This window comes from Acinetobacter sp. C15 (assembly GCF_013420645.1).
Taxonomy (GTDB): Bacteria; Pseudomonadota; Gammaproteobacteria; order Pseudomonadales; family Moraxellaceae; genus Acinetobacter; species Acinetobacter indicus.
Map to the genome: position 1 here is coordinate 1 of NZ_VOXR01000030.1, position 16,429 is coordinate 16,429.

Below are 16,429 nucleotides of genomic sequence, written 5' to 3' on the forward strand. Positions count from 1 at the left end.
ACGCATCAGTAAATCATAAAAGCAGATTTTACCCCTCACTATTATAAATGGATCCAATTTATACTTTTATTGTACATTTTATATTGACTATTCGCATCAATAGTCATAAATTGGATCCAATTGATAAGGAGATCAGAATATGTTCATTAAAAATGCTTGGTATGTGGCAGCGCGTCCTGAAGAAGTTATCGAAAAGCCATTAGGTCGTCAGATCTGTGGTGAAAAGATGGTGTTTTATCGTGGTAAAGAAAATAAGGTCTATGCAGTAGAAGACTTCTGCCCACATCGCGGTGCTCCACTCTCTTTAGGCTTTGTAGAGGATGGCAATCTAGTTTGTGGTTATCACGGCTTAGTTATGGGCTGTGATGGCAAGACAGTTGCTATGCCTGGACAGCGTGTTCGTGGTTTTCCATGTAACAAGAGTTTCAGTGTTGTAGAGAAATTCGGTTTTATCTGGGTATGGCCAGGTGACCAGTCACTTGCAAGTGAAGATCAGTTACCTGAACTTGAATGGGCAGATAATCCTGAATGGGCATATGGTGGTGGATTGTTCCACATCAATTGCGATTATCGTCTGATGATTGACAATCTAATGGATCTTACTCATGAAACTTATGTTCACTCAGCCAGTATTGGACAAAAAGAAATTGATGAAGCAGCACCTACTACTCGTATAGATGGGGATCATGTCATTACAGAACGCCATATGGAAAATATCTATGCACCTCCATTCTGGCAAATGGCATTAAGAGGCAACAATCTGGCTGATGATGTTCCGGTAGACCGCTGGCAGATCTGTCATTTCTTTGCGCCAAGTAATGTTCATATTGAAGTTGGCGTAGCACATGCAGGTAAAGGTGGCTATCAGGCAGCTGCCGAGCATAAAGTATCTTCTATTGTGGTGGACTTTATTACGCCTGAAACAGAAACCTCTCACTGGTATTTCTGGGGTATGGCCCGTCACTTCCAGCCAGAGAATGCGGAACTGACAGATCAGATCCGTGAAGGACAAGGCAAGATTTTCTCTGAAGATCTGGACATGCTGGAACAGCAACAACAAAACCTGCTCCGCTATCCTGACCGCAAGTTGCTGATGCTGAATATTGATGCAGGCGGAGTGCAAGCACGCAAAGTGATTGATCGTCTGATTAGCCAAGAACAGGTTAACGAGATTGCAGGCAAAGAGCAGATTCCGTCAGTCACGCTTGGTTAAATAGTTAAAGTTTTAGAACAGTATTTTGATTTTTTAAATTTTAGGAGCGGCACTCACATGGAAGTGACCATTCATCAGATCCATCAACACAATTCTCAAATAAATTCATTTGAGCTCATGAGTTGTAATGGGGAGCCTCTACCTCCTTTTAAAGCAGGTGCTCATATTGATGTATATATGGGCGAAGGCTTAATACGCCAATATTCCTTGGCGAATTGCAGCAGTGAACAGCACCGCTATGTAATTGGTGTACTGAATGATCCAAACTCACGTGGTGGCTCACGCTTTATGCATGAACAGTTACAGGTGGGGCAACGCATTCAGATTAGTGAACCCCGTAACCTGTTTGAGCTGAATACAGAGCTTGAACATGCAGTCCTATGTGCAGGCGGGATTGGGATTACACCAATTCTGGCAATGGCCAAAGAGTTAAAACGACTGAAAAAATCTTTCAAGCTGTTTTACTTTGTTAAAACCCGTTCGGCAGTGGCTTTTCATGAGGATCTCAATCTTCTAGGTGATTCAGTTCATCTGCACATTGATGATGAAGCCGCCACACATTGCAACTTACTAAGTGCGCTTGCTCAGTCTGACTTAGCACATCATGTTTATGTATGTGGTCCACAAGGTTTTATGGATTTCGTGATCCAGACTGCCCAACAGCAATCCTGGCCTGAGACGCATATTCATAAAGAACACTTTAGTGCTCCAGCAATTGATACCAGTGAAGATGGTAGTTTCAATATTAAAGTTAAAAAAACCGGCCAACTGATCCATGTTGCACAAGACCAAACAGCTGTACAAGCACTTGAAGCTGCTGGGGTAAGTATTCCTGTTTCTTGCGAACAGGGTATTTGTGGTACCTGCTTAGTGAAGGTAGTAGAGGGTGAAATTGACCACCGGGATATGTATTTAACTGAAGAAGAACAGGCGGCACAAGATCAATTTACTCCATGCTGCTCGCGTGCAAAATCTAAAATGCTAGTTATTGATCTTTAAAAAATAAAAAACTGCTAGTTCTAATGAGATAGCAGTTTAATCTTTCTCCACTTTCCACCCTTCTGCACCCTCAGAAGGGATTTTTTTATTTAAAGAAAAGGCTTAACCTTAGGAATGCGCATGTGAATTAAAAATAGAACGCATCATATCGCCCAGAGTGACTACATGGCTATGTTCACGCATCAGACTCTCTGCTCGTGCTGAATCACGATTTTTTAAAGCATTGAAAATGGCACAGTGTTGAATATGGGCATGATGCAGACGGCGAATTTCTGAGAGCGGATTATTTTTATCATAAGTTAAGGCTTGGGCAGAAGCCATGGGTAGCTGATTATTCTTACTTAGAGCCTGCACAATAGCGATATTATCTGAGCCTTGAATAATCGTATTATGAAAAATGGTATTGTAATAATGATAGATTTCAATATCCTCATTACTTAGTTCAGTTTTTTTAAATATTGGCTCTATTTGAGTAATGCACTGCATTAGCTGATCTTTTTGCTGCGTGCTTAGCCCTTTTTCTGCCAGTTTTTTTGCTGCCAGGCCTTCAAGCACTCCTCGCACCTCAAGTGCATCCTGAATCAACTTGGGAGAAATTTCTCTAACTGTATAGCCGCGGGTTGGATTTTTTAATAATAATCCTTCTTGCTCAAGCAGTTTAAATGCCATACGCACCGGTTGACGTGAAACTCCAAGCATTTCTGCTGTTGGAATTTCAGCCATGCGAGCACCGCCCGGAATTTCACCTGAAATAATCATTTTTCTAAGTTCAATCAGTACTTGCTGACCTGATGACATGGACTTACTCATTTATAATATGTGTGCTGATGCTACCGGGTGCATGAAAATAATTCAACAGAAGTCATGAAGATCCTATTCAGCTTATTAAGTTGTTGCTTCCTCAAGAATAGACATTGAAAATTAGCTAGACGAACTCAAATCCGACCTGATGATGTAAAAAATTATTCTTCTTGAAAATGCTGTAAATTAGTGGCCATGATTTCAAGATTATTCCTGATCAAAAAGGCTAGATTAATATCCACGCCTTTTAGCATCGTTTGTTCCAGTTCCTGAACGACTGCCCGACACTCACTTAATTTATTTAATCCTGCTTGAGTGACATTGACAAGAATACGACGACCATGAGAGGGGTCCGATTCCTTACTAATCCAGCCGCTACTTAATAAATCCTGTAGAATTTTATTAGTTGATTGGGGTTTGATAAAAGAACGCTCCGCCAGTTTGGCATTGGAGAGATTTCCTTTTGCCGCGAGTACTGACAATGCTGTGAACTGAGTCAAAGTAATATCTAAAGGCTTTAAGCGTTCATTCAGTAATTTACTGATAATACGATCAACACGAGCTATCATATAGCTCAGGGTTGGCAGTCGATTTAACTGATGTTCCATAATACTTAATTCAACCTTAAATTCTAACTATTAAAAAGTATGGCCAAATTGGCCATACTTAAGTCATCACATTACTGAGTTTGAGTTGACGTATTTAATACAGAGACCTGCCGTGAAACTTTTGATTTACGGACCAAAAGTAACGCTGCGATCATTGCCATTAAAATCAGTGGAATACTTGCACCAATGACCATCGCTGAACTTGAACCGAGCGATAACAGCATACCTGCGAAAAGAGGCCCGGCAAAAGAACCAATTCGACCAACTGCAACTGCTGCACCAACCCCTGTTCCACGCATTTCAGTTGGGTAGAACATGGCTGCAAGACCATACAATGCAGACTGACCACCGACAATAAATAGACCACATCCGACAGCAGATAATACAAGTAATGCCACGGTTGGTGAAATAGCCAGACAACACAGCGAGACTAGAATACCAATGTAAATCAGTTTGACCGTAGTACTCATTCGAATTTTATCTAGCAAGACGCCCATTAAAATCGAACCAAATATACCGCCAATATTATAGCCAATCTGAACATAGTTTGCTTCCGTCTTACCTAGGCCTTGTGCACCCATTAACAGAGGTAACCAGTTGAGCAGGAAGTACAGCACCACAAGGGTAAAGAAGAAACTGACCCAGATCTGAATGGTAGAGAAACGACGTTCTTTGGCAAACAGCACTTCAAAGAATGGTGTCGAATTTTTTTGCTTCGCTGCTGTCAAATAGTCTTTCGATTCAGGTAAAAATTTAATTAATAAAGGAATTAATAAAATCGGGGCAAAACCACCGACATAGAAGATATGCCGCCACTGCGCATCACCTGCAAGTGCCATCGCGACAAATGAGGTCAACATACCGCCAAATGGAATACCACTGTACATAATACTGACAGCAATCCCTTTATGTTTCTCCGACACAGCTTCCGATGCCATAATAATCATCATTGGCAATGCACCACCCATCCCAAGACCGGTCAAGAAACGAATAATCAGTAACAAGGTATAGTCTGCTGCATAGGCGGTTAACACCGACATAACACCAAAAACTAAAATACTTGTTAACAAAACTGCTTTACGCCCGATTTTGTCTGCAAACCGTCCACCAATGATTGCGCCTGGTAAGGTTCCCAAAATTGCTGCACTGAATGCCCATGCCATTTGGGCATTGTCCAGGCCAAACTCCGCTCGCATCCGTGGTGCTGCGACGCCCATCGATTGAAGATCAAAGCCTTCAAACACTGCTATCGCAAAACACAATACGAGTGTAAGCGTGGCTTTGCCTTTGCTACTTACACTATGTTCCATTCGTTATTGTCCTTTAGAATTTTTTAACTCATACACTTCCTATGTATTGCCTTCCGTCCTAAGCAACTCAAAAAATATCACCTAAACTTATAATTTAATCAATATATATTTTAATTTTTTTACAATTTAAATATTTATTTTATTAAATTACAATCAATTATATATTATTTTAAAAATATTCAAAATAAAGCTTGAATGTAAGTTTAACTGATATTAAATTAAATCTCATCAGGACATAAAACGAACATTAAGGAGTAATACATGTCTTATCAAAACCGCTGGGAAACTGTTGATGTACAAGTTGATGCAGGTATTGCATGGGTGACTTTAAATCGCCCAGAAAAGAAAAATGCAATGAGTCCAACCCTCAATAAAGAAATGATTGATGTACTCGAAACTTTAGAACTTGACCCAGCAGCAAAAGTGCTTGTTTTGACGGGTGCTGGTGATTCATGGACAGCGGGCATGGATTTGAAAGAGTATTTCCGCGAAGTCGATAATCAACCAGAGATTTTCCAGGAACGTATTCGCCGTGATGCATCTCGCTGGCAGTGGCATTTACTTCGTTTCTATTCAAAACCAACCATTGCCATGGTAAACGGTTGGTGCTTTGGTGGCGGTTTCTCTCCATTGGTTGCATGTGATCTTGCCATTGCAGCAGACGAAGCAACTTTTGGTTTATCTGAAATCAACTGGGGCATCCCACCAGGCAACTTGGTAAGCAAAGCAATGGCGGATACAGTTGGCCACCGTACTTCTATGTACTACATCATGACGGGTAAAACCTTCTCAGGTGTTGAGGCTGCCAACATGGGCTTAGTCAATAAGAGTGTTCCACTTGCGCAACTTCGTGCTGAAGTGACTGAACTTGCCAACAACTTACTTGAGAAAAATCCAGTTGTACTACGTACTGCGAAAAATGGTTTCAAACGTTGTCGTGAACTGACATGGGAACAGAATGAAGACTACTTATATGCCAAACTGGATCAATGTAATCATCGTGATGATGAAGGTGGCCGTGAACAGGGTTTGAAGCAATTCCTTGATGACAAGTCAATTAAACCAGGTCTTCAAGCTTACAAACGCCCTGCTTAAGCAGTCTCAATATTTAGTCTTCATGATGGACATGTAAGGAAACATTTGCCATGCAAAACGTACAGTTACTTATTCACGGTCAATCCGTTGCAGCAAGTTCAGGACAAACTTTTGAAAGAATCAGTCCGATCGATGGTTCAGTTGCTTCAATTAGCGCTGCTGCAACCCTAGATGATGTTGATCGTGCGATCGAATCCGCACACGAGGCATTTAAAACATGGTCTGTCCTTTCCCCAACAGACCGACGTTTAAAATTACTCAAAGCGGCCGACCTGATGGATCAAAAAACTGAACAATTTATTCAGACTGCGATTCATGAAATAGGTTCAACTGCAACGTGGTATGGTTTTAATGTTCACCTTGCAGCCAATATGCTACGCGAAGCTGCAGCCATGACCACACAGATTGATGGCAGTATTATTCCATCAGATGTGCCGGGCAACATGGCGATGGGTATTCGCGTACCCTGTGGTGTCATCGTTGGGATGGCACCATGGAATGCCCCTGTGATTCTTGCCACACGTGCTTTAGCAATGCCTCTTGCCTGCGGTAACACTGTGGTTCTTAAAGCCTCTGAAGCATGTCCTGCAACACATCGTCTGATTGGTGAAGTGTTACATGAAGCAGGGATTGGAGATGGGGTAGTCAATGTCATCACCCATGCGGCCCAAGATGCTCCTCAAATTGTAGAACGCTTAATTAGCCACCCACTAACCAAGCGTATTAATTTTACCGGTTCAACCCATGTGGGCCGAATTATTGCTGAAACAGCGGCAAAATATTTAAAACCGGTCCTGCTCGAACTTGGTGGGAAAGCACCTGTAATTGTGCTTGATCAAGCTGACATCGATGAAGCGGTCAATGCCGTGACCTTCGGTGCATTCTTTAACCAAGGTCAAATCTGTATGTCGACAGAACGTGTTCTTGTTGATGAAAAAATTGCTGATTCCTTTATCGAAAAACTCGTGGCGAAGGTCAAAACTATTCGCGCTGGCAATCCACTTGAGAGTGATGCCCCACTTGGTGTACTGGAAAGCTTAAAAGCAGCTGCACGTATTGGGAAGTTAATTGAAGATGCACGTGAAAAAGGTGCAAATTTACCACTTGGTTTGGACATTGAAGGTGCTATTATGCAACCTACAATAGTGGTTGATGTCACCAAAGAAATGCAGATTTATGCCGAAGAATCGTTCGGTCCTGTCTGCACAGTACAACGCTTTAAAACAGTTGATGACGCCGTAGAATTGGCAAATGATTCTGAATTTGGTTTGTCAGCAGCCGTGTTTAGCCAAGATTTAGCACAGGCGCTTGCCGTAGCAAAACGGATTGAATCCGGTATCTGCCATATCAATGGTGCCACTGTACATGATGAAGCACAAATGCCATTTGGTGGTGTCAAACAAAGTGGTTCTGGACGATTTGGCAGTAAAGTTTCTGTGGCTGAGTTTACTGAATTACGTTGGGTGACCATACAAACCAGCCCACGCCACTACCCAATTTAACGAAAGTAAGAGAGTTGACATGAAGTCAACTCTTTTCGTTGAAAAAGAATAGATAAAAATACATGGAGTAATAACAATGGCACACATGACAGTTCAATCACATAAGTATCCTGAACGATTTGTTAAATTAGGCAGTCATGAAACACATGTTGAATATAAGAATGACGTCTTATACATTTCTCCCAAAGAACAACTTAAGCCTTATCCGCAAAAATTGACTGATCGTTTATTACAGTACGCAGAAACACACCCAAACCGTGTCTTCGCCGCTAAACGTGATAGTTCAGGTCAATGGATTGAACTGACATATGCAGAAACTGCGAATCGTGCATGGCGTATCGCCCAAAGCTTAAAACAATATCCACATTTATCGACCGAACGTCCCATTGTTATTTTGTCTGGTAACGATCTCGAACACCTCACCTTATCCATGGGCGCAATGCTTGCAGGGATCCCATTTTCAGCTATTTCCCCTGCTTATTCTTTAATTTCCAAAGATTTTGGCAAACTCAAACATATCTTTGATGTCCTTACGCCAGGTTTAGTTTTTGCCAATGATGGGGAGGATTTTGCTACTGCCATTGAGCACTGCCGTAATGCTGATGATATTGAAGTCATTACAAACTCTGGCAAACTCGGTGGAAAAACTTGTATTGCTTTCTCTACGCTTCTTGAGTCTGAAATTACAGATATTAAAGCGCACTACGAAACGATTGATGAACATCAAATTGCCAAATTTTTATTTACCTCTGGCTCGACCAAAATGCCAAAGGCAGTACCGACCACACATTTGATGCTCTGCACTAATCAGCAAATGTTGCTGCAAACTTTCCCTGAATTTGAAGAAACACCACCGATTTTGGTCGATTGGTTGGCATGGCATCATACCTTCGGGGGGAGCCATAATGTCGGAATTGCGCTCTATAATGGCGGTACGATTTATATTGATGATGGCAAACCGGTGCCGGGGAAAATGGATGAAACTATTCGTAACCTGAAAGAAATTTCACCAACGGTATATTTAAATGTACCGAAAGGTTGGGAAGAAATCACGGTAGCACTTGAACAGGATGCTGAACTCCGTGAAAAATTCTTTAGCCGTGTCAAAGTATTGTTTTTTGCTGGAGCTGCACTATCTGAAGCAGGTTGGAACCGTCTAGATCAGATTGCACAAGCCCATTGCGGTGAACGCATCCGTATTATGAGTGGCTTAGGCATGACAGAAACCGCGCCATCTTGTGTATTTACTACAGGTCCTAAAGTCATGGCAGGCTTTATTGGCTATCCAGCGCCGGGCTGTGAAGTCAAACTGGCACCATGTGGCGATAAACTTGAATTTTGTGTTCGTGGCAAAAATGTCATGAGACATTATTGGCGTCTGCCTCAAGAACAACAAGCTGATATTTTCGATGAAGAAGGGTTTTACCGTACCGGCGATGCTGTAAAACTTGTTGATCCAAACGACCCAAGCCAAGGCCTTATGTATGACGGACGTATTGCCGAAGACTTTAAACTCAATACCGGCACCTTTGTTAATGTGGGCACCTTACGGAATAAAGTCCTGATTAATGGCAATCTACTGATTCAAGATGTCTGCATTACCGGTTCTAACCTGAATGCGATTGGTTTTCTGATTTTTCCGAAACTTTCAGCTTGTGCTGAACATGCCGGTTTAGATCTTAAACACACGACGGCCCAAGAAGTGTTGAGCCACCCTAAAGTGCAGCAATGGTTTAAACAATTTCTGGTGGACTTCAATAAAGACGCCACTGGCAGTTCAAATACCGTATCAATGCTGTATTTAATGATAGAAGCTCCACAGCTGGATGCCGGAGAAACCACTGACAAAGGCAACTTAAATCAGAGTGGCATTTTAAAACGTCGTGCTGCCATGGTGCAGGAGCTTTATGAAAAACACGTTAATAATCCACTGATTATTCGTATTCCAACCCTTAAACAATAAGCCCTTACCCTGAATTTAGCAGTGCTTTTTATAGCGCTGCTTGGGCAGTTGCATCCAAATCAAGGATAATTCTATGCAAAAAGATAGTGATTTCGAGCTATTTCGTGATAATTATCAACGTTTTTTAGCAGAACATGTTGCACCATTTTATGAAACTTGGGAAGAACAAGGCTTAATCCCACGTGAATTATGGCACAAGCTTGGGGAAAACGGCTTTTTATGTGTTGATGTCCCTGAAGAATACGGGGGCTTTGGTGCACCGATTCACTATTCACAAATGTTGGTCCAGGAAACAGCCAAAGCTGGTTTTACTGCCTTGGCAGTCGGTATTGGAGGACAAAGCGAACTTGTCTCCCCTTATATCCAAAATATTGGTAGCGAAGAACAAAAACAATATTGGTTACCCAAGATGGTCTCGGGTGAGGTAGTGACCGCGATCGCGATGACCGAAGCCAATGCTGGTTCAGATTTACAAGCGATTCGCACCCAAGCCATTTTAGATGGTGATCATTATGTAGTAGACGGTTCTAAAACCTTTATTTCTAATGGGCATCATGCCGACTTAATCGTACTGGTTGCAAAAACTGACCCGCAAGCACGTGCCAAAGGCATTTCCATTTTACTCGTTGATGCTCATTTAAATGGAGTGAAAAAAGGACGCGGCCTGAAAAAAATTGGACTACATGCTCAAGACACTGCTGAACTGTTTTTCGACCAAGTTTATGTACCTAAAAATCAACTTTTGGGACAAGAGGGTCATGGTTTTAGCTATCTGATGCAAGAACTTCCACGCGAACGTCTCAGCATTTCACTCATGGCACTTGGAGCAATCCAAGGTGCCATTGACATTACCAAAGAGTATGTACTTGAACGTAAAGCCTTTGGTCAAGCTTTATCGCAATTCCAGAATACACGTTTTGTGCTTGCGCAAGCGCAAATTAAAGCACTTGCAGCTGAAGCATTTGTAGAACGCTGTAAAGACCTATATAGCAAAGATGTCCTAAGTGTGACTGAAGTGGCCGCATTGAAATGTTTTATTACTGACACCCAATGCGAAGTCATTGACCAGCTCCTGCAACTGTTTGGGGGCTACGGCTATATGCAGGAATATCCAATTTCGCGCTTCTTTGTCGATGCGCGTGTGCAAAAAATTTATGGGGGAACCAATGAAATTATGAAGGAGATCGTAGCACGCGAACTCTTGGGGAAATAAAACACGCATGACTTAAAAACAATATTTTCAATAATGTTTCAGGATGAAATAATGATGAAAAATTTATGGATCACACCGTTTTTTCTTTTAACTACACCTGCTTTTGCCAATAGTTTTATTGAGCAAAGTAAAGTGGATTTAACGGCTCGCAACTTCTACTTTGATCGCGATTTCCAGGTTGAAAACCGTTATCCGGCACTCCGGGACTGGAGTCAAGGTTTTATTTTCAAAGCTCAGTCAGGCTATACCGAAGGTCCTATTGGATTTGGCATCGACATTTTGGCCACTGCCGGGTTTAAGCTGGATGGCGATGCAAAGTATGGTGGTACAGGAAACCTACCACGTAATGCCAGAACGAATGAGCCAGCAGATCAATATGGGGAAATTGGGATCACAGCTAAAGCCAAAGTTGCTCAAACTGAAGTCCGCATCGGTACATTACAACCGATGACACCAGTACTTGTCGGTTCCCCTGCGCGCCTGTTACCTCAAACCTATCGCGGGGTTGCAGTTCAGTCTAAAGATGTGCAGGGTCTCGATTTACAAGCATCCTATATTGACAAGGTCAATCACCGTGATTCGACCAATTATGAAAACATTAAAATCTCTGGGGTAAACGGCCGTTATAGATCGGTTGAAACAGATCATTTGTACTATCTTGGTGGCCATTATAATCTCAACAATTATCCGCTAAAACTGACAGCCTTCCATATGGATGTCGAAGATCTGTATCATCAATCATTATTGGGCGTCACCTACAAGCATGCCTTTAATGACGATACCGCACTGACCAGCCAGCTACGTTATTATATGAGTGATGCTGATGGTGCTGCCAAAGCAGGTAAAGTAGATAATAATCTAATCCATAGCCACTCAGAGCTAAAGCATCAAAACCATAAATTTATTCTTTCGACTTTCCATCATCTAGGTGACACGGCCTTTCCTTATCTAACTGGCGGTGAAACAGGCTTAACCATCGATACATGGACCGGCGAATTCTTAAATGCCAAAGAACGTGTTTATAGTGCCCGTTATGAATATGACTTTAAAGATTATGTTCCGGGTTTACGTTTTATGACTCGTTATACCCATGGTAGCAATATTTATGCGCCGCAACTCGGAGGGACCGATTTTGAGGAAGATGAACTCGACTTTGACATAGGTTATACCGTGCAAAATGGCCCACTGAAAAACCTTGGGCTACGTGCACGTTATGCAATTTATGATAATGATATGCCAATTACTGCCAACATTAAACCGGCTAATGAAACCCGTATTAATATTGATTACACATGGAAATTTAAATAATACCTTCAAAGGCTCTAGTTTTTAGGGCCTTTTTTATTTTAAAGGATGATAAATGAAATATTTATTTGGCATTTGGATCGGCCTAAATCTATCTGTACTCAGTTATGCAGATACACAGTTTTCCCCTCCACCACTTAAACTTGAACCCTTGGCCACTTTCAAGGTTGAATTAAATGCTCCAGTTTGGGAGTTAGGCAAAACGGCAGATATGAGACAAAGACGGATTATTCCGATTACTGGCGGCACTTTTGAAGGTCCTTCATTTAGAGGACGTATTCTCAACAATGGCGCAGACTGGCAAATCGTAGATAGCAAAGGCCTAGCGATTATCGATACACGATATCTTTTGAAAACTGATGACGGCGCATTGATTTATTTACAGACTAAAGGTTACCGACATGCTTCACCTGAAATTTTAAAACAGTTAAGTACAGGTAAAGATGTCGATCCAAGTCAGTATTATTTCAAGTTGACTATGCAATTCGAGACCAGTGCACCCCAATATGCCTGGTTAAACCAAACCGTAGCTGTAGGCAGTGCAATGCGTTTAGGTAAGGCGGTGATTTATGATGCATTCACCTTAAAATAAAAGAATTAGAAAAATTAGTATTTATAAAAATTGAAGGATTAATCACTATGGAAAACAAGATTCTGGAACATCTCCCACCAATTCATCATTTATTGGGGGGGCATAATATTCAGTGGGATAGAGAAAAGCGTGAAATAGCCGTGAGTTATACTGCACTCGAGAGCTTTACCAATCCGCGTGGTAGTGTAGAAGGCGGTATGATTTGTGCCATGCTTGACGATGCAATGGGTATTTTGGCAGCACTGAATCAGACTGCAAAACCTGCCGCGACGATTAATTTATCGATGGATTTTTTTAGACCCTGCGAGGTGGGTGAGGTACAAGCAAAAGCCTGGTTTGTTAAAGAAGGAAAAACAATTCTAAGTATCGAAAGTGAAGCATGGCAACATAATAAACTGGTTGCAAAAACCAGTGCCTCTTTTATTATTCTTTCTTAAATTAACCCTTAAATTTAGCTGATCATCATAGCTATTTTATCTAATTCAAATGGTTAATGGGTTATTTGCAACAGTAGGCTAGAAACTAAATAACCTACTGTTGCAATTAGCATAAATAGATAAAGCTTATTATTTTAACGTTTAAATTAAAGACTGAATGATTCGTCGGGCATGGGTCAGACCCACATCAATATGTATACCGATCATCTCAGGATGATTAAAATCATCTAGGTTCTTGTACTGGTTTTCTATCACTTCTTTATCTTCATCAAAAGTCTGTTTTGTCTGATCAATGACTAACTTTGCAATATGTTCGCGGTCATGTTTAGGATTAGTCGACATGGTCCAAAAATAATGACAAGAATTCTCTGTTTCAGGCGTAATTGCATGAAACCCTCTCATATGAAATCCTTTACGATCTGGATTTTCCAAGGAGTCATCACCTGCTTCTATGGCTCCTGTCCAAATACGGATATGAGAAACTCGAAAATCAATTTCTTGCCAACGGTCTATTTTATTTTTAAACGGATAAGCCATACTGTAGGTTGGCGGTGGGTCCGATTCGAGCATATGCCGTGTGACTATGACTTGATTACCTATCACTTTGGTTTTCATGGTCGCATTCATATGAGCTTTTGCATTACCACCAATAGTTTTTAAATGAACATAGGCTAAATGACTTAAGTCCATTAAATTATCATGAATGAGCTGGTAAGGTGCCTGATAATGATATCGGTCTCCATCATATAAGTAATCTGGATCATCATGATATGGGTAGTCTGGTGCTTCTATGAGAGGTACACTTTCTTCTTTTCCATACCACAACCAAATCAAACCTTGTTTTTCTTCAAGATAAAATGATTTGATTTTCGCTTTTGAAGGGATTCTATTTTGCCCTGGAACCTCTACACAGTGTCCATTTTCATCATATAGCAATCCATGGTAGCTACAGCGAATTTTACCCTGCTCCAAAAGTCCTTGGGATAACGGCATACCCCTATGGCAGCAGCGGTCCTCTAGTGCAACAGCTGTGCCTTCTTTATCTCTAAACATAACCATTGGAATATTTAAAATTTTACGCCCAAGTAAATTATCTCGTAGCTCTTTAGAGAGTGCGATGATATACCACTGATCTTTTGGGAAAGGGCTTCTTGTTGAGATTTCTTGATCTACCAGCTTAATTTGACGACCACTATTCATAGCACTACATCCTTTTTATAATGATTCTGATGCTTTCCTTAAACACAATTATCCTGAAGAAAAATTACGAGTTTTTTAAAACAGAATAAGATCTACATGAATAAAAATAGGAGAAATTAGTTGTCATGTCAACCAATTGGTTGACATGACAACAAAATATTAACAATCCATGTTAAAGTGGTTTAAAGACTTTTTGATACACGCTGTATGGATACTTCACTTAAACTTCAATTAGATCGATATATTCCTGCTTTAATTAACTTTTTTTCAAATAAGATGTCGAATGGTGCATCACAACTGTATGCTTTTTTATTTGATATGGGAGTCACAGATTGGCGCATTCTTTCTCTTTTAGCGGTTGAAGAGAATATTCCTGCAAGTAGAATTTGTCATGTTATTGGACTGGATAAGAGCGCTGTGAGTCGCTCTTTGGCAAAACTCCAAGAACGTGGTTATATTAAAATGACAGTAGATAAAAAAGATTCTCGTGTGAAAAAAAATACGCTCACATCTGCTGGTCTAATCATGTATGAAAAAATGTATCAAGTAGCCAAAGAGCGAGAAGAAAAAATTTTAGAGGTACTTTCTGACGAAGATCAAGAGCATTTAATTCGGATCTTAAATATTTTAAATTGTGAAATTAATGATATTAATGAATTTTTTATAGAAAAATATATTCAAAAATAACTATCAACCTTATGATTTAAATAGGGTCTGTTGACATTTCATAAGTTATTTATCTTGAAATATCTCTCGCTAAAAAGGTCAGCAAATGCTGACCTTTTGTCATTTTAGCACTTTCTATCGAATGCTTAGATATCTAGGAATACCGTTTCATTATCACCCTGGATACGTACATCAAAACGATAAACCACTTCACCATTACATTCTTCACGTTTGGCAATTAAAGTCTGACGACGTGGCGCCCATTCAATTCCATTCAGCAAGGGATCTTTAGCATTGGCTTCTGCCTCATCATCAAAGTAAATACGGGTATGTAAACCTAAGTTAATACCACGTGCAAAAATGACTAAAGCAATATGCGGTGCCTGACGGGCACCTTTACGCCCCGGTACAGCGCCTGGCTTGATGGTATCAAAGCTCCATAATCCCGTTTCAAAGTTTGCAGCCGCACGGCCCCAACCAAAGAAATGTGGATCAGCCTGTTTACCCTGAATATCTGCCTTACTTGGATAGACGCCATTTGTATCTGCCTGCCAGATTTCAACCAATACATCACGTAAAGGTAGACCGAGGCCATCAAATACCTGACCTTCAAGGCGAATACGTTCACCTTGAGTTTCAGCTTTAACCAATTGATTATTAAAACTATGCTCAAATACTTCAATGCCTGCCTGATTGGGCATCAGGCCAATATGGACGTATGGACCACCTGTTTGAGATGGTGTTTCATGTAATTCCTGGAAATTCCAACCGTTCATCATGATGCTCCTTATCACGTTAATTCATTTTCAAAATAAGTTCCGCGGCGACCACGTAAAGTAATGTCGAAGCGATAGCAACGGCTGTCAGCCTCAATGAAATTACTCTTGTCTTCCAAGGCAATCAAAGCACGGCGTTGCTGTTCTGAAGGAACCGTTTTTAGAATTGGGCAGCTGTCAATTAAGGTATCACCTTCAAAATAAAATTGCGAAATGAGACGTTGTGCCCAGCCATCTGCCATTACCGAGAAGTGAATATGTGCAGGACGCCATTCATTAATTCGGTTACGCCATGGATATGGACCCGGTTTAATGGTACGGAAAATGAAAAAACCATTTTCATCCGTCAGCATACGACCACAACCACCAAAGTTAGGATCCATTGCACCAATATATTGGTCATTTGGATGACGATAACGACCAGAAGCATTTGCCTGCCAGACTTCAATCAAGGCATTTTTAACCGGGCGACCAAATTGATCACGCAAATAACCATGAATAATGACACGTTCACCAACAGGTAAACCATCTTTGGCATAGTTCAAAATCAAGTCATTGTCTTTAGGCCCTAAAAGTTCTGAAGTGAAATGTGGTGCAGTTACTTCAGTCAGTGTTTGCGCAATTGAAATGAGTGCATTTTTCGGCGAACGCAGTACACTAGTTTTATAACCCGGTGCGTAGGCCGGTGGATGATCATCGGTATTACGTTGCGCATAAGCGCCTAGTTGATTCTGAATCATGAATCTCTC

The 16,429-nt window shown here is 41.0% G+C and carries 16 protein-coding genes; 10 read left to right on the top strand and 6 right to left on the bottom strand.

Annotated elements, in window-relative coordinates; translation table 11 throughout:
- Window positions 1-139 precede the first annotated feature (139 nt).
- Together FTT63_RS11215 and FTT63_RS11220 are read left to right on the top strand one after the other, a co-directional pair.
- Window positions 140-1,213 carry an aromatic ring-hydroxylating dioxygenase subunit alpha gene (locus FTT63_RS11215; RefSeq protein WP_075168017.1) on the top strand — a complete coding sequence of 358 codons (1,074 nt, stop codon included), beginning with the start codon at window positions 140-142 and terminating at the stop codon, window positions 1,211-1,213.
- Between the two features lie 57 nt (window positions 1,214-1,270).
- Window positions 1,271-2,212 carry a PDR/VanB family oxidoreductase gene (locus tag FTT63_RS11220; protein WP_004892393.1) on the top strand — a complete coding sequence of 314 codons (942 nt, stop codon included), beginning with the start codon at window positions 1,271-1,273 and terminating at the stop codon, window positions 2,210-2,212.
- A 108-nt stretch (window positions 2,213-2,320) separates the two neighbouring features.
- On the opposite strand, the gene FTT63_RS11225 is transcribed toward FTT63_RS11220, so the two are convergent.
- The 3 genes from FTT63_RS11225 to mhpT form a co-directional block, all read right to left on the bottom strand.
- The gene (locus FTT63_RS11225) at window positions 2,321-3,010 is read right to left on the bottom strand and encodes a GntR family transcriptional regulator (protein ID WP_004892390.1); all 690 of its coding nucleotides are present in this window, start codon (window positions 3,008-3,010) and stop codon (window positions 2,321-2,323) included.
- Between the two features lie 164 nt (window positions 3,011-3,174).
- Window positions 3,175-3,621: a MarR family winged helix-turn-helix transcriptional regulator gene (locus FTT63_RS11230; protein ID WP_180192290.1), complete on the bottom strand. Its 447-nt coding sequence runs from the start codon at window positions 3,619-3,621 to the stop codon at window positions 3,175-3,177.
- 71 nt (window positions 3,622-3,692) lie between these two features.
- Window positions 3,693-4,931, bottom strand: a complete 1,239-nt coding sequence (gene mhpT, locus FTT63_RS11235) for a 3-(3-hydroxy-phenyl)propionate transporter MhpT (RefSeq protein WP_180192291.1) — start codon at window positions 4,929-4,931, stop codon at window positions 3,693-3,695.
- Between the two features lie 261 nt (window positions 4,932-5,192).
- On the opposite strand from mhpT, the gene FTT63_RS11240 reads away from it, so the two are divergent.
- From FTT63_RS11240 to FTT63_RS11270, 7 genes are all read left to right on the top strand, one after another.
- Window positions 5,193-6,026, top strand: coding sequence for a p-hydroxycinnamoyl CoA hydratase/lyase (locus FTT63_RS11240; protein WP_119879487.1), 834 nt, complete (start codon window positions 5,193-5,195; stop codon window positions 6,024-6,026).
- Window positions 6,027-6,076: 50 nt separating this feature from the next.
- Window positions 6,077-7,528, top strand: a complete 1,452-nt coding sequence (locus FTT63_RS11245; protein WP_180192292.1) for an aldehyde dehydrogenase — start codon at window positions 6,077-6,079, stop codon at window positions 7,526-7,528.
- A gap of 76 nt (window positions 7,529-7,604) precedes the next feature.
- Entirely contained in the window at window positions 7,605-9,491 is a 1,887-nt protein-coding gene (locus FTT63_RS11250; RefSeq protein WP_180192293.1) for a feruloyl-CoA synthase, read from the top strand.
- A 73-nt stretch (window positions 9,492-9,564) separates the two neighbouring features.
- Window positions 9,565-10,704, top strand: a complete 1,140-nt coding sequence (locus FTT63_RS11255) for an acyl-CoA dehydrogenase family protein (protein ID WP_180192294.1) — start codon at window positions 9,565-9,567, stop codon at window positions 10,702-10,704.
- 54 nt (window positions 10,705-10,758) lie between these two features.
- The gene (locus tag FTT63_RS11260) at window positions 10,759-12,012 is read left to right on the top strand and encodes an OprD family porin (RefSeq protein WP_171521976.1); all 1,254 of its coding nucleotides are present in this window, start codon (window positions 10,759-10,761) and stop codon (window positions 12,010-12,012) included.
- 52 nt (window positions 12,013-12,064) lie between these two features.
- Entirely contained in the window at window positions 12,065-12,601 is a 537-nt protein-coding gene (locus FTT63_RS11265) for a DUF3237 domain-containing protein (protein WP_180192295.1), read from the top strand.
- A gap of 47 nt (window positions 12,602-12,648) precedes the next feature.
- Window positions 12,649-13,038 (top strand): PaaI family thioesterase, encoded by a 390-nt coding sequence (locus FTT63_RS11270; protein WP_075168024.1) that lies wholly within the window; start codon window positions 12,649-12,651, stop codon window positions 13,036-13,038.
- A 141-nt stretch (window positions 13,039-13,179) separates the two neighbouring features.
- Here the strand turns inward: FTT63_RS11270 and FTT63_RS11275 are convergent, their stop codons facing one another.
- Window positions 13,180-14,238, bottom strand: a complete 1,059-nt coding sequence (locus FTT63_RS11275) for an aromatic ring-hydroxylating dioxygenase subunit alpha (RefSeq protein ID WP_075168025.1) — start codon at window positions 14,236-14,238, stop codon at window positions 13,180-13,182.
- 207 nt (window positions 14,239-14,445) lie between these two features.
- On the opposite strand from FTT63_RS11275, the gene FTT63_RS11280 reads away from it, so the two are divergent.
- Window positions 14,446-14,925, top strand: a complete 480-nt coding sequence (locus FTT63_RS11280) for a MarR family winged helix-turn-helix transcriptional regulator (protein WP_075168026.1) — start codon at window positions 14,446-14,448, stop codon at window positions 14,923-14,925.
- Between the two features lie 125 nt (window positions 14,926-15,050).
- On the opposite strand, the gene pcaG is transcribed toward FTT63_RS11280, so the two are convergent.
- On the bottom strand, window positions 15,051-15,680 hold the full coding sequence (gene pcaG, locus FTT63_RS11285; protein WP_075168027.1) for a protocatechuate 3,4-dioxygenase subunit alpha: 630 nt from the start codon (window positions 15,678-15,680) through the stop codon (window positions 15,051-15,053).
- Between the two features lie 14 nt (window positions 15,681-15,694).
- Window positions 15,695-16,420, bottom strand: coding sequence for a protocatechuate 3,4-dioxygenase subunit beta (gene pcaH, locus FTT63_RS11290; RefSeq protein ID WP_119879474.1), 726 nt, complete (start codon window positions 16,418-16,420; stop codon window positions 15,695-15,697).
- Window positions 16,421-16,429 lie beyond the last annotated feature (9 nt).

Coding starts and splice junctions, on each gene's coding strand:
- FTT63_RS11215 (WP_075168017.1), top strand. CDS start 140: ATGTTCATTAAAAATGCTTGGTATGTGGCAGCGCGTCCTGAAGAAGTT.
- FTT63_RS11220 (WP_004892393.1), top strand. CDS start 1,271: ATGGAAGTGACCATTCATCAGATCCATCAACACAATTCTCAAATAAAT.
- FTT63_RS11225 (WP_004892390.1), bottom strand. CDS start 3,010: ATGTCATCAGGTCAGCAAGTACTGATTGAACTTAGAAAAATGATTATT.
- FTT63_RS11230 (WP_180192290.1), bottom strand. CDS start 3,621: ATGGAACATCAGTTAAATCGACTGCCAACCCTGAGCTATATGATAGCT.
- mhpT (WP_180192291.1), bottom strand. CDS start 4,931: ATGGAACATAGTGTAAGTAGCAAAGGCAAAGCCACGCTTACACTCGTA.
- FTT63_RS11240 (WP_119879487.1), top strand. CDS start 5,193: ATGTCTTATCAAAACCGCTGGGAAACTGTTGATGTACAAGTTGATGCA.
- FTT63_RS11245 (WP_180192292.1), top strand. CDS start 6,077: ATGCAAAACGTACAGTTACTTATTCACGGTCAATCCGTTGCAGCAAGT.
- FTT63_RS11250 (WP_180192293.1), top strand. CDS start 7,605: ATGGCACACATGACAGTTCAATCACATAAGTATCCTGAACGATTTGTT.
- FTT63_RS11255 (WP_180192294.1), top strand. CDS start 9,565: ATGCAAAAAGATAGTGATTTCGAGCTATTTCGTGATAATTATCAACGT.
- FTT63_RS11260 (WP_171521976.1), top strand. CDS start 10,759: ATGAAAAATTTATGGATCACACCGTTTTTTCTTTTAACTACACCTGCT.
- FTT63_RS11265 (WP_180192295.1), top strand. CDS start 12,065: ATGAAATATTTATTTGGCATTTGGATCGGCCTAAATCTATCTGTACTC.
- FTT63_RS11270 (WP_075168024.1), top strand. CDS start 12,649: ATGGAAAACAAGATTCTGGAACATCTCCCACCAATTCATCATTTATTG.
- FTT63_RS11275 (WP_075168025.1), bottom strand. CDS start 14,238: ATGAATAGTGGTCGTCAAATTAAGCTGGTAGATCAAGAAATCTCAACA.
- FTT63_RS11280 (WP_075168026.1), top strand. CDS start 14,446: ATGGATACTTCACTTAAACTTCAATTAGATCGATATATTCCTGCTTTA.
- pcaG (WP_075168027.1), bottom strand. CDS start 15,680: ATGAACGGTTGGAATTTCCAGGAATTACATGAAACACCATCTCAAACA.
- pcaH (WP_119879474.1), bottom strand. CDS start 16,420: ATGATTCAGAATCAACTAGGCGCTTATGCGCAACGTAATACCGATGAT.